Origin of the sequence: Streptococcus sp. HN38, from assembly GCF_028335765.1 — a bacterium.
GTDB lineage: Bacteria > Bacillota > Bacilli > Lactobacillales > Streptococcaceae > Streptococcus > Streptococcus suis_P.
Window position 1 is genome coordinate 1,127,331 of sequence record NZ_CP116604.1, and the last position, 15,382, is coordinate 1,142,712.

13 protein-coding genes and 2 pseudogenes are annotated in these 15,382 nt (G+C 40.5%); all 15 read right to left on the minus strand.

Features of this window, described 5'->3' with window-relative positions; genetic code table 11:
• Nucleotides 1-4: 4 nt before the first annotated feature.
• The 15 genes and pseudogenes from PHA78_RS05545 to PHA78_RS05610 all read right to left on the minus strand — a co-directional run bounded on the left by PHA78_RS05545 (nucleotide 5) and on the right by PHA78_RS05610 (nucleotide 15,374).
• A complete protein-coding gene (locus PHA78_RS05545; RefSeq protein ID WP_272158536.1) occupies nucleotides 5-2,197 on the minus strand; it encodes a ZmpA/ZmpB/ZmpC family metallo-endopeptidase-related protein in 2,193 nt (730 codons plus the stop codon).
• A gap of 191 nt (nucleotides 2,198-2,388) precedes the next feature.
• The gene (locus PHA78_RS05550) at nucleotides 2,389-4,344 is read right to left on the minus strand and encodes a PTS fructose transporter subunit IIABC (protein ID WP_029185018.1); all 1,956 of its coding nucleotides are present in this window, start codon (nucleotides 4,342-4,344) and stop codon (nucleotides 2,389-2,391) included.
• The gene (gene pfkB, locus PHA78_RS05555; RefSeq protein ID WP_099807212.1) at nucleotides 4,341-5,252 is read right to left on the minus strand and encodes a 1-phosphofructokinase; all 912 of its coding nucleotides are present in this window, start codon (nucleotides 5,250-5,252) and stop codon (nucleotides 4,341-4,343) included. The genes PHA78_RS05550 and pfkB overlap by 4 nt, the downstream gene beginning before the upstream one ends.
• Nucleotides 5,249-5,998, minus strand: coding sequence for a DeoR/GlpR family DNA-binding transcription regulator (locus PHA78_RS05560; protein WP_029175531.1), 750 nt, complete (start codon nucleotides 5,996-5,998; stop codon nucleotides 5,249-5,251). The genes pfkB and PHA78_RS05560 overlap by 4 nt, the downstream gene beginning before the upstream one ends.
• A 102-nt stretch (nucleotides 5,999-6,100) precedes the next feature.
• Nucleotides 6,101-7,156: a pyridoxal phosphate-dependent aminotransferase gene (locus PHA78_RS05565; RefSeq protein ID WP_272158537.1), complete on the minus strand. Its 1,056-nt coding sequence runs from the start codon at nucleotides 7,154-7,156 to the stop codon at nucleotides 6,101-6,103.
• Nucleotides 7,157-7,186: 30 nt separating this feature from the next.
• On the minus strand, nucleotides 7,187-7,912 hold the full coding sequence (trmD, locus tag PHA78_RS05570) for a tRNA (guanosine(37)-N1)-methyltransferase TrmD (protein WP_002941457.1): 726 nt from the start codon (nucleotides 7,910-7,912) through the stop codon (nucleotides 7,187-7,189).
• The gene (rimM, locus tag PHA78_RS05575) at nucleotides 7,902-8,420 is read right to left on the minus strand and encodes a ribosome maturation factor RimM (RefSeq protein WP_015646874.1); all 519 of its coding nucleotides are present in this window, start codon (nucleotides 8,418-8,420) and stop codon (nucleotides 7,902-7,904) included. The genes trmD and rimM overlap by 11 nt, the downstream gene beginning before the upstream one ends.
• An 89-nt stretch (nucleotides 8,421-8,509) precedes the next feature.
• Complete coding sequence (locus tag PHA78_RS05580; RefSeq protein WP_024376963.1) at nucleotides 8,510-8,890, minus strand: DUF5301 domain-containing protein; 381 nt, start codon at nucleotides 8,888-8,890, stop codon at nucleotides 8,510-8,512.
• A gap of 69 nt (nucleotides 8,891-8,959) precedes the next feature.
• Complete coding sequence (locus PHA78_RS05585; RefSeq protein WP_105097314.1) at nucleotides 8,960-10,297, minus strand: MATE family efflux transporter; 1,338 nt, start codon at nucleotides 10,295-10,297, stop codon at nucleotides 8,960-8,962.
• A 69-nt stretch (nucleotides 10,298-10,366) separates the two neighbouring features.
• Nucleotides 10,367-11,350 carry a GMP reductase gene (gene guaC, locus PHA78_RS05590; RefSeq protein ID WP_029175535.1) on the minus strand — a complete coding sequence of 328 codons (984 nt, stop codon included), beginning with the start codon at nucleotides 11,348-11,350 and terminating at the stop codon, nucleotides 10,367-10,369.
• A 310-nt stretch (nucleotides 11,351-11,660) separates the two neighbouring features.
• Nucleotides 11,661-12,269 (minus strand): ABC transporter ATP-binding protein, encoded by a 609-nt coding sequence (locus PHA78_RS05595; protein WP_024378310.1) that lies wholly within the window; start codon nucleotides 12,267-12,269, stop codon nucleotides 11,661-11,663.
• On the minus strand, nucleotides 12,266-13,111 hold the full coding sequence (locus PHA78_RS05600; protein WP_272158538.1) for a hypothetical protein: 846 nt from the start codon (nucleotides 13,109-13,111) through the stop codon (nucleotides 12,266-12,268). Before PHA78_RS05600 ends, PHA78_RS05595 begins: the two co-directional genes overlap by 4 nt.
• Nucleotides 13,108-13,954 (minus strand): annotated as a pseudogene (locus tag PHA78_RS05605) (IS630 family transposase); the annotation flags it as partial. The gene PHA78_RS05600 and the pseudogene PHA78_RS05605, both read right to left, overlap by 4 nt.
• Nucleotides 13,955-14,230 (minus strand): annotated as a pseudogene (locus PHA78_RS12570) (helix-turn-helix domain-containing protein); the annotation flags it as partial. It lies immediately after the preceding pseudogene.
• Nucleotides 14,151-15,374, minus strand: a complete 1,224-nt coding sequence (locus tag PHA78_RS05610; protein ID WP_272158539.1) for a hypothetical protein — start codon at nucleotides 15,372-15,374, stop codon at nucleotides 14,151-14,153. The pseudogene PHA78_RS12570 and the gene PHA78_RS05610, both read right to left, overlap by 80 nt.
• Between the last annotated feature and the right edge of the window lie 8 nt (nucleotides 15,375-15,382).

Below are 15,382 nucleotides of genomic sequence, written 5' to 3' on the forward strand. Positions count from 1 at the left end.
TTTTCTACCCTTGCATTTTAAATTTTACTAATTTTGGATGAATAATGCTCACCTTAATGCCATTGACATCATTCTCGAAGTTATCGACGGGGAGGTAGATTTCTTTATTGTTTACAGTAGAAATCTTAACAAGGTAGTTTTCTGAAGAAATTGGAGTGCTAGTCAAGGCTGTGACCCTTGTTTTCTCGCCAAATTCATCAACTTGATACAGCTCAATACTCTTGTATTCTCGTAATTCCAGTAATTTATTTTCTAGTTCAAATTTTTCTGTTCCGAGCTCTTCTTCCACATCATCACTACCTAAATTATAGGCAAATCGTGTTTTAACTTTATATTCAGTGTTCAGTAGTAGGTTAGCAAATTGAACCTTGTATAGCTCTTCTTTTGTTAGAATTTCTTTTTCTGTGACTAATTCATCCCCTTTGTATAGAGATACCAAAACCTTGACAAATGTGGAATCACTATCTGTCAGTGTATAGCTTAGTTCTACACTCTTATCATCTACATTTTCTTTAAGAATTGATAAATCTAACTCCGGTTTGGTTTTAATAGGTTCTTCTGGTTGTTCCGTTATTGGTTCACTTGGAGAACTTGGGACAACTGGCGCTGTTGGTTCCTCGGGGAGAACTTCATCTTCTGTTGATGGTGGAACGGGAGTTTCTGGCTCTTCCGTAGCTGGAGAAATTGGGACAACTGGCGCTGTTGGTTCCTCGGGGAGAACTTCGCCCTCTGTTGATGGTGGAACGGGAGTTTCTGGCTCTTCCGTAGCTGGAGAACTTGGGACAACAGGATCTGTTGGTTCCTCGGGGAGAACTTCGCCCTCTGTTGATGGTGGCGCCGGAGTGACAGGAGTTTCTGGCTCTTCTGTAACTGGGGCACTTGGGACAACAGAATCTGTTGGTTCCTCGGGGAGAACTTCGCCCTCTGTTGATGGTGGTGCCGGAGTGACAGGAGTTTCTGGTTCTTCCGTAACTGGGGCACTTGGAACAACAGGATCTGTTGGTTCCTCAGGTAGAACTTCGGCTTCTGTAGCTGGTGGAACGGGGGCTTCTGGCTGTTCAGTAACCGGTTCACTTGGGGCAACAGGCACTGTTGGTTCCTCAGGTAGAACTTCGCCCTCTGTTGATGGCGGAACGGGAGTGACTGGAACCTCTGGCTCTTCCGTTACTGGGGCACTTGGGACTACAGGCGCTGTTGGTTCCTCAGGTAGAACTTCATCTTCTGTAGCTGGTGGAACGGGGGCTTCTGGTTGTTCAGTTATTGGTTCACTTGGGACTACAGGCGCTGTTGGTTCCTCGGGTTGAACTTCATCTTCTGTTGATGGTGGAACGGGAGTGACTGGAACCTCTGGCTCTTCCGTAACTGGGGCACTTGGGACTACAGGCGCTGTTGGTTCCTCAGGTAGAACTTCATCTTCTGTAGCTGGTGGAACGGGGGCTTCTGGTTGTTCAGTTATTGGTTCACTTGGGACAACAGGCGCTGTTGGTTCCTCAGGAATAATATCATCAACAATGGGAGCTTCTGAATGCTTAGATATTCCCTCAACCAATATATTTGGCAATATCAATTCGCTCGATGACCCTTGCTCATCAATAATTGCTTCGCTAACTGTGATTGCTTCAGAATTAACATGCCCTTCTAAAATATAACCTACAAATTCATGTTGATCTATAGAAATCACTGCTTGTGGCAAAGCTTCACCTATGGCAAGGCTAAATTGTTTATCAAAACCTGAGAGGCTACCTGTAGAAATTGCAGCCACTGAAAGACTACCTGTAGCAGTTAAAATAATCAGACTTCTAACAATTCGTTTTTTCCTATCTTTTGTAAGAGATAGACCGATAATCAATAGCCCTAAACCAACCAGACTACTTGTAAAAGTCGGTATATCTCCTGTTTGAGGCAAATTTGTCTTTGGCCGATAGACCATATAGTAAGTATGGGTATCCCCAACCTGCCTTGCTGGAATGGTCGCTTGAATTCGTGCCTTCTCATCTGATGTCAGTTCCGAATAAAGGACATATTTATAGGAAATCTGTTCTCTTGCTACATTTGTATGGGCAAGAGCTGTCAATTCTGCTTTAATAGCCAAATTTGGTACAAAAAATAAGGCGGCAGTCATACCAATAATAACTGATGCAACGCCTCTATTAAATTTGCGAATAGAAAACTTATTTTGCTTTTCCTTCCAAAACATATGAAGCTCCTTCGTTTGTTTCTTCTTACTTAAAAGTATAGCATATTTTTCTAATAATATACTGTTTTAAAGCAAACAAAATATGGCTCAATATACTATATTTGGTATTGTTTACATAATTATTTATATCTTGATCTAATTATAGCATTTTCCAGATGAAAAAACCTCGTCAAATGACAAGGTTTACAATCTTATTTAGCTTTACGAAGTACGCCGTAAAGAACACCTGATACTACTGCACCAATTGCTACATAAGCAAGGTAAAGAAGTGGGTTAGAAGTCAAAGCAATAACGAAGATACCTCCGTGTGGAGCCATCAATTGAATACCTGACAAACCTACCAAAGCACCTGCAAGAGCAGAACCAGCGATAAAGCTTGGGATAGCACGAGCTGGGTCAGCAGCACCGAATGGAATTGCACCTTCAGTAATGAATGAAAGTCCCATAACGATGTTTGTCAAACCTGAGTTACGCTCTTCTTGCGTGAACTTGTTTTTGAACAAAAGTGTCGCTACAAAGATTGCCAACGGAGGAACCATACCACCGGCCATAACTGCTGCCATAGCAACTGAACCGCCATCTGCAACAGTCGCCGCAAGCGTACCTGTACCGAAGACATAGGCTGCCTTGTTGACTGGGCCACCCATATCAACTGCCATCATACCACCGAGGACAAGGCCGAGGAGAATAGCAGAGCTACCCTCAAGACCTGCAAGGAAGTTGTTCATACCTGTGTTGATAGCTGCCATTGGGATGTTAACGAAGAACATCAAGAAACCAGTGATTGCTGTTCCTAAAAGTGGCAAGAGCAAGATAGCGTTCAAACCTTGAAGTGATTTTGGAAGGTTGCGCAAAGCGTTGCGAAGAACAAGAACTACACCACCAGCAAGGAAACCACCAACAAGGGCACCCAAGAAACCAGATGATACACCAGCAAGGGCAAGGGTTTCTTCACCACCAGCTGCGTAAGGGATTTTGCCAAATGCAAGACCGCTGTTGGCGATGGCACCAGCTACGAAACCTGCAACCAAACCTGGTTTTTCAGCGATAGAGTAAGCAATATACCCTGCAAGAAGTGGCAGCATGAAGCCAAAGGCTGCCTGACCAACCTTCATGAACATAGAAGCTATTTCATTATAAGATCCTAAGTTACTAAGGCTGTCATTCGGCACACCAATAAAGTTATCCACTAAGAAGGCAAGGGCAATCAAGATACCGCCACCGATAACGAATGGCAACATTTGAGAAACACCACTCATCAAGTGTTTATAGAATGCTTTACCAAGGCTAAGTTTTTCTGAAGATTCCACAGTAGCTGTTCCTTCTGTCGCTGTATAAGTTGACGCTTTACCGTCCAAGATGATGTTAATCAATTCTTCTGCCTGTTTGATACCAGCAGCAACTGGACGAGATACCAATGGTTTACCATTGAAACGTGGCATTTCAACAGCCTTATCTGCTGCGATGATAACACCTACTGCATTCTCGATATCTTCAGCGGTTAGTTTATTTCCAACACCTGAAGCACCGTTTGTTTCAACCTTGATGTCAACACCCATTTCAGCCGCCTGCTTCTTAAGTGCTTCTTCCGCCATGTAAGTGTGGGCAATACCTGTTGTACATGCTGTAACAGCAACGATAAATGGACGGTCACCGCTTGGAGTTGTAACCACTTCTTCAGCCGCCTTATCAGCTTCTTCAGCTGTGTCAAAGACCGCAATGACTTCTTCTGGGTTCGTTACGGCACGAAGTCTATCTGCAAAACCTGGCTTCATCAAGTATTTAGACAATTCAGCAAGGGCTGCCAAGTGCGTGTCGTTAGCACCTTCTGGAGCGGCAATCATAAAGAACAAGTCAGTTGGTTGACCGTCAAGACTTGCGTAATCAACACCCTTGTTTGATTTTGCAAAGAGAACAGTCGCTTCTTTGACAGCTGCATTCTTAGCGTGTGGCATTGCAATTCCGTCGCCAAGACCTGTAGTCGTTTGTGCTTCACGGTTCATGATACCTGTTTTGAATACTTCAAAATCTGTTACGTATCCTTTTTCTACCAAGCTAGCAATCATTTCATCGATAACTGCTTCCTTGCTTGTCGCTTGCAAATCAAGCAACATGACATCTTTTCTCAAAACGTCTTGAATTTTCATAGTGTTTCTACCTCAACTTTTTCATAAGTTTCCTTAATAAATTCGATACTTGCCAAATCATCTGAAAAGGCTGTTGCCGTACCGCAAGCAACTCCCCACTTGAGAGCTTCGATTGGGTCTTGTGAGCGAACGTATTCGCCTGTAAAACCTGCTACCATGGAATCTCCAGCACCGACAGAATTTTTCACCGTTCCCTTGATTGGTTTGGCAAAGTAGGTGGCTGTTGGAGTGACCAACAAGGCTCCATCCCCTGCCATAGAAATGATCACATTCTGAGCACCCATGTCTAAGATTTTCTTAGCGTGGGTTTCAATGTCTGCTATTCCCTTCAATTCAACATTGAAAATAGCTTCCAATTCATGATTGTTCGGCTTGACCAAAAGTGGTTGGTGAGCAAGTGAATCCAGAAGCGTCTGACCTTCAAAGTCACAGATCACTTGGGCTCCTGCTTTTTTAGCCACTGGGATCAATCTGTTATAGACTTCATTTCCAAGGCTGGCTGGTGCAGACCCAGCAAAGACAACCGTATCTTGTGGCGTCAGCCCCGCTAAAATCATTTCCAGCTCTGCCAACTGGCTGGCTGTTACTACAGGTCCAAGTCCGTTGATTTCAGTTTCTTGGTCTGCTTTAATTTTTACGTTGATACGCGTATCTTGGTCAACAGCAACGAAATCTGTAGCGATTTCTTCTGCTACAAGTCCATCCTTGATGAACTGACCTGTAAATCCTCCAAGAAATCCGGTCGCTGTATTCTGATAGCCCAAACGTTTGAGAATACGACTCACGTTGATTCCTTTACCACCAGCATATTTATCATCACTCTCCATCCGATTGACGCTACCTGTTTCAACATGGTCCAGTCGAATGATATAGTCAATAGCAGGATTGAGTGTCACTGTATAAATCATACTTCGATTACCCTCGTTTTTCCTTTTAGTATTTTTAGTAAACTACTATCCTTTGCGGTAGTAATCAACGTTGCTTGCTCAATATTTGCCACCTTGACAAATGAAAATTGACCGAATTTTGAAGCATCTACGAGAACAAATGGCTTCTTGGCATTTTCCAAAACCGTTCGCTTCAAGGTCGCTTCCTCAATATCTGGCGTTGTAAAATAGTTTTTATCAATACCATTCATCCCCAGAAATGCCTTATCAAAATTGAGCTGTCGAATTTGTTCCAAAGCCATAGCACCTACTGAAGCATCGGTTGATTGCTTGACATAACCACCTATAATAATGGTCTTTATCTTGCGTTCAACCAACTTGACAGCATGGTGAATGGAATTGGTCACGACTGTTAGATTATCCTGTTGGAGATAGTCAATCAAGACACCGGTTGTCGTCCCTGCGTCTACAAAAATCACATCGCCGTCCATGATTAACTGTGCTGCTCTTTCAGCAATCATCCGTTTTTCTTGAACGTTTTTGACAGATTTTTCAAGAATGGATTCTTCCAGTTGCAAATTAGCAGGTGCTTCCGCACCGCCGTGCACTCTTCGAAGTTTCCCTTCATTTTCTAACTCGTCCAAATCCCTACGAACAGTGGATTCAGATGTTGCTAGAATGTCAACCAATTCTTCCAATCGGATAAATTGTTGTGCTTGAATGAGTTCTAGTATGACTTGCTTGCGTTCTGATTTGAGAATGTCCAACACCTCCTGCAATCGTTTACAAAAATCATTATACACGATTTTCTGTCATTGTCAATCATTTTCTATCATTTTCTTTCAAAAAAACAAAAAAACTAGCAGAATCTACGCTTCCACTAGTTTCTCAATCATTTTTTTCATCATATCCATTTCTTCTGGACGACCAATAGATAGGCGAATACGCCCCTCTAATTTACCTGTTGGATAATATTTGAAATTCCAATCCTGTACCAAGGCTTGCTGATAAAATTCTTCTGCCCACGGTGCTTTAAACGTTACAAAACTAGCCTGACTAGGAAGAACTTGACAGTTATCTAACCCTTGCAAGAATAAAATCATTTCTTCTCGCAAATTCTGAATTACTCCCACTGTTTCTAAAACTTTGTCTGTATAATTCAATGCAACGGCTGCCATTTTTGCAGTCAAGTTTGACAAGCTGAACGGGGGAATGACCTTGTCCAATTCATAAATTAACTCTTCGCTTCCTACCGCAAAGCCAACTCGTAAACCTGCAAGTCCAAAAGCCTTTGATAAGGTCCGTAAAACTAAAACATTGTCAAATTGTGGCAGACGACTGATGAAGCTTTCGACATTTGCAAATTCAATGTAAGCCTCATCTACAACGAGTAGCCCTTTAAAAGAAATAGCCAATTTCTCCAAATCTTCTAGTGAATAAGCTACTGAGGAAGGATTGTTAGGATTGGAAAGCATGATTATCTTTGCCTTCACCTCCTCCGCACGCGCCAACAATTTCTCTACTGGCAGGACGAGTGTATCGTTTTTTGCTTCCAAGTCAATGGCTTCAAAACGGCTACCATGCATGTGATTATAGGTTTCATACATGAAGAAGTCTGGATTGACAGTCAAAAAAGTATCATCCTTTTCCATAAAGGTGGAAACAATCATGTGAATAAGGTGATCAGAGCCCACACCTACTGTTACTTGTTTGGGATTCACTCCAAGATAGGCCGCATATTTCTCAATCAACTCTGAGTAAGTATTGTCACCGTAAAAGCTCAATTGACCAACTTCTAAGCTCTCTAAGGTCTTTTGCGGTAAAAAGGACCAGTCGATAATACGATTTTCATTATTGCCCAAGTCGTATTTAGCAATTTTTCCTAACTTATAAGGTTGGTAATGTTCAAATACCTTGCGTTTCATCATTTCTCCTTCTAGCAAGAAAAACACAGTCTAATCAACTGTGTCTTCTGCTTTGATTTTTTCAAAAATAGTTAACTCTTCAGCTGTAAAGTTGTAATTTTCCAACAAGTCTGGACGACGTTGATAGGTTTTGCGTAGACTCTCTTCCAAGCGCCATTTACGAATATTTTCATGGTGACCGCTCATTAATACATCTGGAACTACCATTCCACGATACTCGTATGGTCGGGTGTATTGAGGATATTCCAATAGCCCTGATGAAAAACTATCATCCGTATGACTGACTTCCTTGCCAATAACCTCTGGAATCAGGCGAACGGTAGCATCAATCATGGTCATAGCTGCCAACTCTCCACCTGTCAGGACATAATCTCCGAGAGAAATTTCATCTGTTACTAAGGTCTTAATCCGCTCATCATATCCTTCATAGTGACCGCAGATGAAAATCAGCTGCTCTTCCTGTGCCAATTCTTCGGCATAGGCCTGATTGAAAGTACGCCCAGCGGGATCCAATAGGATAACACGTGGCTTGGTTTGTTCAATGCTATCCATGGTATCAAAAATTGGCTGGGCACGGAGCAACATGCCTTGTCCTCCACCATAGGGTTCATCGTCCACATGGCGAGCCTTTTCAGCATTCTCTCGGAAATTGTGGTAGTTGATTTCTAGCAAACCCTTGTCACGCGCCTTACCCACAATAGAGTGTTCTAGAGGTGCAAACATCTCAGGGAAGAGGGTCAAAATATCAATTCTCATCGTCTAGGCCCTCGAGCAATTCCACATCGACACGGTTATTTGGAATATCAATGTTCAAGACAACAGGTGGAATATATGGCAAGAGCAGGTCTTTCTTACCTTTTCGTTTCACCACCCAGACATCATTGGCACCTGGCTGTAAGATTTCCTTGATTTGTCCGATCAGAATATCATTCTCATAGACATCCAAGCCGATAATTTCATGGTAATAAAACTCACCATCTTCAAGGTCGGTCAAGTTTTCCTCGGCAATTTTCAAACTAAAGCCCTTGTACTTTTCAATATCGTTGATATGGTACATGCCCTTAAACTTGATAATATCAAAGTTCTTAGCCTTACGGTGACTAGCAATTTCCACTTCCATGACAAACTGATCCTTGTCATCAAAAAGTGCAAGCTTTGCCCCTTTTTTAAAACGTTCTTCTGCAAAATCGGTCACAGACAAAACACGCATTTCCCCTTGTAGGCCTTGCGTGTTAACAATCTTTCCTACGTTAAAATAATTCATGATTTCTCCATTTGATTTTCTATCCTTTTATTTTAACATGAGCAAGATATTTTCACAAGAGAGAAAAAGCCGGATGCCTCCGACTTCTTCTAATCTATTAACTCAGACAAGGACTTTTTGGTCCTAACTGTCAACTCATAAGGAAATTCCAAATAGGTCTTACCATTCTTTTCATATAGATAGGCTATTTTGTTATTGGGTTGAAAGGTTAGTCGATAATATTCCTCTACCCCGACTGGCTGATCATTGGTGCTAGCATCTTTGAAAAGATAGGGATGAATTTGGGAAAGCTCCGACAAAAAATCGCTCATTTCACTACCTTTTAGAGTTCTTAGCTCTCCACCATCCTGATTACTAATTACAATCTGGTCGGCTTGAGGTAAACGAATTTCAGTTTTCTTCAAAAATTGATACCCAAGCAACAAGGAAATACAAGATAAAACAACAAAAATCAACCATTTCTTTTTCATAATAAAACCCACCCTTTTTTAGTAAATTATATCAAGCTCAGAAAATCTGTCAAGCAAAAACATCGAAATCTATTGACTGCTAGCAATTTTCTGCAACCGTAATCTTAGGGCAATCCCGCAGACAAAAATCCCTGAAATAAGACCGATCCAATAGGCTTCTGGACCCATTTGGAAAAATCTTTCAAGCAAGAATGCGACTGGGAAGGTCATGGACCAATAGGCAACCAAACCAAGTATAAATGGAACAGTCGTATCCTTGTAACCACGTAAAATCCCCTGAATAGGTGCTGTAAAGGCATCTGCCAATTGGAACATGAGGGCAAAGCTTAGAAAATGCGAGGTCAGACGGATAAATTCTGCGTCATTACCATAAAGGTAGGCAACTTTGGAGCGGAAAAAATAAAGGAAAGTGAGTGTTAGGCCTGCAAAACCAAGTGCAACCAAGCGTCCCAGACGGCTGTAGGCTTTCACATCCTGTGGTCGTTTAGCCCCTACTTCATAAGCAATGACAATAGCTAGGGCTGAAGAAACTGAGGCAGGAAAGGCATATAATAATGTCGCAAAGTTCATAGCTGACTGGTGGGCTGCTATAATCTGTGCTGAAAATTTTGCCATGTAGAGCCCTACTACTGCAAAAATTGCTACTTCTGCAAAGACTTGCAAACCAATCGGCAAACCAATTTTCAAGCCTTCCTTCAATAAAGAAAGGTCAATCGGACTCCACCGCCAAATCTGATAAGATGCAATAGTCTTATTTTTGCACATGACAAGGACAATTACGAGTAACACGGCCCAGTAAGCTAAAGCAGTACCCAATCCAGCTCCAGCTCCGCCTAGGGCCGGGAGGCCCATTTTCCCATAAATCAAGAGATAGTTAAATAGACTGTTAAATGGGACAAGGAGCAACATGAGGTACATGGATAGCTGAGTCAAACCGAGGGCGTCGAAAAAAGAGCGACAGACACTAAAGAGCAAGAGAGGCAGGATACCAATGGAAATAAAATAGAGGTACTGCCGACCAACTTGAAAAACAGATTCATCAAGTTCAAAACGTTCAAGGGCTGGAATAGCAATAAAAAGGACCGAACATAAGAGTAAAATGGTTAATCCGATGGCTAGATAGACAAACTGATGAAACTCCTGGCGAATCTTATCTCTTTCACCTTTTCCTAAATATTGAGCGATGATTGGGACCAATGCAGATACAATCCCTGTTAGAAATGAAAAAAGCGGATTCCAAAGACTTGTTGCCATGGAAACACCTGCCAAATCCATAGTACTATACTGACCAGTCATCATGGTATCGATAAAAGATGCCGAGTAATTAGCAAATTGGTAAATTAAAATGGGCAAAAATATTTTGATAAAGAGCCAGAGCTTCTCTTTGTTATTTCTTGTTTGGTACATACTGATTCTCTTTCAATTTTATATAAATATTGTAACAAGAAAAGGACCTGCATTGCAAGTCCTCTTTGACTAGATAGAGTCACCATTCCAGATAGAGTTTTTCACGATAACATAGTCCACATGCTTCAAGCTGGTAATGTCACGTCCTCCTGCATAAGAAATAGATGACTGCAAATCTTGCTCCATTTCAACCAGCGTATCTTTCAAGTGGCCTTTGGCTGGCAGGAGAATTTTTTTACCTTCTACGTTTTTATAGGCACCTTTTTGGTATTCAGATGCTGAACCGTAGTATTCTTTAAACTGTTTGCCGTCCACTTCTACGGTCTTTCCTGGGCTTTCAATGTGACCGGCAAAGAGCGAGCCAATCATGACCATACTTGCACCAAAGCGGATGGATTTGGCAATATCTCCGTGGGTGCGAATACCGCCATCCGCAATAATTGGCTTACGAGCAGCCTTTGCACACCAACGAAGGGCAGCCAGCTGCCAACCGCCAGTACCAAAACCAGTCTTGACCTTGGTGATGCAGACCTTACCAGGACCAATACCAACTTTTGTCGCATCTGCACCAGCATTTTCCAATTCACGAACAGCTTCAGGCGTGCCGACATTTCCAGCAATAACAAAAGTCTCAGGCAATTCTTTCTTGATATGCTTGATCATCTTAATGACACTGTCAGCATGCCCATGTGCGATGTCAATGGTAATAAACTCAGGTGCGTCAGCTTTTAAACTAGAAACAAAGTCGTACTCATAGTCTTTTACACCAACCGAAATGGAGGCAATCAAACCTTGCTCGTGCATGCGTTTGATAAATGGAATACGACCAGCTTCATCGAAACGATGCATGATATAGAAATACCCTTCTTTGGCAAGCATTTCTGCCACATCTTCATCAATAATAGTCTGCATATTAGCTGGAACAACTGGTAATTTAAAGCTATATTTTCCAAGAGTGACAGATGTATCTGCCTCCGAACGGCTATTGATGATGCATTTATTAGGAATCAACTGGATATCTTCGTAGTCAAAAACAGGCGTTTCATTAAACATGGCTTTCTCCTCAGTTCGTTTTTTAATGATTTTTGTATTAGGAAACGATATTTTGTTCGCTTTTCCTTAACCGACATCTAAGATTATATCTTATTGTTTGTGTTTTGTCAATATCAAAGAGTATTTGCAATGTAATATTCGTTTTTATAGAAAATATTTAAATAGAATCTATCTGAACATTCGTATAGTTTCGTTTTGATAGTATTTTTCTAGAAAAATTTAAAAAACGTTCTGATTTAGCTAGGCATTTCTGACAAGAAAACGAAAAAAATCTCCAAAAACTGAAGATTTTCTTTGATCTTTTATTTCATTATAGTAAATTTGACAAGTCAATGACGGTATCAACTTGTTTGCAAACTTCTTCATCATGCGTCGCAACAATAAGGACTGTTTCAGGAGATACCAACCCTAAAAGTAGCAGAATAATCTCGTTTCCTGTCTTCTTATCCAAAGCACCTGTTGGTTCATCTGCTAATATTACTCTCGCTTTTTTCAGCAGTAGTCTAGCGATGGATACGCGTTGGGCCTGTCCTCCAGAAAGTTCGTAGATTTTATGCTTTAGATAGGATTCATCTAAACCAACCTGTCGTAAGGCTGTAACAACCTCTTCTTTCTTGGCTAACATTTTCAGGTTGTCCCACACCGTTTCTTCCTCAATCAAGGCATAGTTTTGAAAGACATAGCCAAGATGGTTTTTAAAATAGTCCTGCTCTTTCATCTTCCAAATATCTTTCCCATCAATTCGGATGGTTCCCTTATCTGGTTTCTCCAATCGAGCTACTGCATTTAAGAAGGTACTTTTCCCTGACCCAGACGGACCAATAATTGCATATGAGGTATTTGTATGAAAATCAATGTTCACATCCCTAAAAATTTTCTTTTTACCGTAACTTTTTTCAATATTTCTAACTTCAATCATACTGCTTCAAAATCTCCTTTTATTATCTGAACTCGTTTTTTCATCACCAAATGATAAGATAGGAGTGACATAATTAGCAACTCCAGCATAAACATTCCCCAAACTAAAAAAACAACAGATGGGTGGAGTGTCAAAAGCCAAACTACTACTGCAGAAATTCCATTTATTACCAATATAGGGAGTAAGTTCCGCAAAATCACTTGGTAGTTCTGACTTCCCAATAAACTGTAGATAGCTAGTTTTTTTGCACATTTTTTCATAATAGTAGTTACATATTCATACATGATAAACAGTTGGCAGATAAATAGAATAGTTAGGGCAATCACACTTCCTGTTAGTTGGCTATTCAGACGATTGCGTTCAAGAAGGAGTTTCTCAGCAACATTTGTCAAACTAGAAAAATTTGTGAGCCCTGCGCTAGTAATCTTTTCTTGAATAATGGATTGTTTAAAGATTCCTACATGCGCAATATTTAAAAAAGCTGTTTCCAAAGCATCCTCGGTAAAATAGTCAACATTTAACGCTACTAAAATAGCGTCTGTCTTTTCTTGTGTCGTAAATAGCTCATGTTCATCGCCCGTGTGGTTAAATAAAAATGTCTTTTGTTGACTAGGAACTGGTTGTACCGTTAAATCCGACGCACTTAGACTACTGTATTGAAACCATTCATGTGCAACAATGGCACGAACATTCTCGGTATTTTCTAATTGATTCTCTGGGATATAAATGATGCCTACGCTTTCAGTTGACGGATTGCCATACTGATTAGTTGGGTACAGCTGTTTATTCTTTTCGATAAAACCTTTGTTATACTCAACAAAAATCAAAAGCAAACCAGTCAAGTGTTTTTAAACCATTGTCTACTAACAATTGGTTTTAAAATAGACCAATCTAACTCTCGTATTACTTCTTGAAGCTTGTTTATCACATCGTCTAGTGTTTTAAAAGCTTTATTCTTAAACCCTCTCTTTCGAATCTCAGCCCAAACTTGTTCAATTGGATTCATTTCAGGAGTATAGGGAGGAATAAACTCAAAACCAATATTATGTGGTTTCTCTAAGGTACTTGATTTATGCCAAACGGCATTGTCCATCACTAATAAAATATAATCGTCAGGATAAGCTTCAGATAGTTGTTTGAGAAAAACATTCATCCAATCTGTATTACAGCCCCCAGCGATAATGAAGAAGGACTCTCCTGTATGGGCATCAACAGCACCATAGCAATAGCGATACTCACGAATATAGTGACTATGTACATGCGGTCTCACCCCTTTTGGTGCCCAGGCCTTCCCAATTTTACTGATCCGACCGAAACCCGCCTCATCTTGATACATTAGCCTGACTTTATGATAGCGACGACTATTCTTGAAGCGCTTTCCTGTTTTCGTGAATGAAGATTTTATTTTTAGACGCTAGAATCGTTTCGGCGTCTGCTTTTTTAGGGTGTTCTGGTCTTGGCGTCACTTTGCGCCAACCATGGCGTTTAAGAATGGCATAGAATCCTTCCTTGGTCGTAGGGTGTCCAACCCGTTTCTGATAAGCTTCATAGAGAGAGTTTATCGTCACAAATTCGCCATTTAGTGAGGCTGTTAACTGTTCTTTTAGAAACGCTTCCTCTTCTTGAAGGGTTAAATATTGACGGTTCCGTCCACCTCGCGTTTCTCTTACTAGAGCTGAAATCCCCTCAAGTTCGTACTTGCGCTGTAAGGACCAGATTGTATACTTTGAATAGCCGATGAGGTTAGTGATTTCCTTATAGCTAAGACCTTCTGCTCTGAACAAGATAACTTGAAGTCGTCTATGAAATGGAGAATAGGTTTTATCTTTCAAATAAGTTTTTAATTCTTTCGTTTGTTCGATAGTAAGTTTCATAAATCTATTATAGGTTAGTTTTTGTTTTTTGAATAGTATTAACATATCGGATAGCACTAGCAAGTTGAGGTTTGATACCATTGGCATTTAATTCTTCTTGTAGGGGCACTGGAAGATGACTACTTGTTGCCTCACCAAAAGCAGAGGGTGCTGAATAGAGCATATCCTCTTGCTCAAAGGATTGTATAAACATTCGGTATTTTTCAGTTTGTTCTTTCATAAACTGACCATCAATCTGATGATTGGCATCCATGTTTTCGCTCATACTATTAAACCAAGTAATAGTGGCGAAACCTTTAGCAACTTCCCACTTATCCAATACTTCTATCTGGCTGTGGGAACGAGCAATCATATCTAAACTTTTATGTAGTGTCAGTCCAAAAATACTTGTCGAAAGGCAAATACCTACTAACCATACCCAAAGAACAAATCGGGTGGCTGGCTTATTTTTTAAGATTGAAATCGGTTTAATCCATCGGATATTCAAGCCATAAATTCCATTTACAAAACAGGTAATCCCCAAAAGAATAAGACTATTAACCCCCATTAAAAGTAAGTAGGTTTTGACGAATACATTAGAAAAAGTACCTTGGTAAAGGATAAAGCCGAGCAATAATATCATATAATTGAACAGCAGACTACCAATATCTTGTAAAATATGTTTTTGTTGAATAGCACCGAACTGCCCCAAACTTCTGTAAATCATAGCCTGCTTGGCGTACATTAATTTTACTGCTAATAATCCCAAGGCAAAAACAAAAAATAAGGTCCATACTGCCAAAGAACGCAAATTAGTAAATAAAAAATAGACAGGTATCATATACCAACTAATATCCGCAGCTTGAACAATTAACCCATAGGATTCAAGTTGTTCTCGAAAAGCAGCAGGTACAGACTTGCTGGTATAATACATTCCACTCACATCGCTATTCAACAAGCTATCTATATTGGTGACATAGGACTCATCATTTTTGGTTGGATGAAAGACAAAAGTAGCCTGTTCACCATTTTTATCAATAAATGGGCGATAAACTTGTATATCATATTCTTGAGCCAGAGATTCTATACTTGAGAATACTGCTGTCTTATCCACTGCCCCACCACTATTGATAAGTGAAAATGCAGCCTGTGCTGGATACTTTATGTCATTCCCAAATTCCTTCACAGCTCCAAATGATAAAACGGATAATAGCACCATAAACACACTTATAAGGGATGCTCTCCACTTCATATATTCCT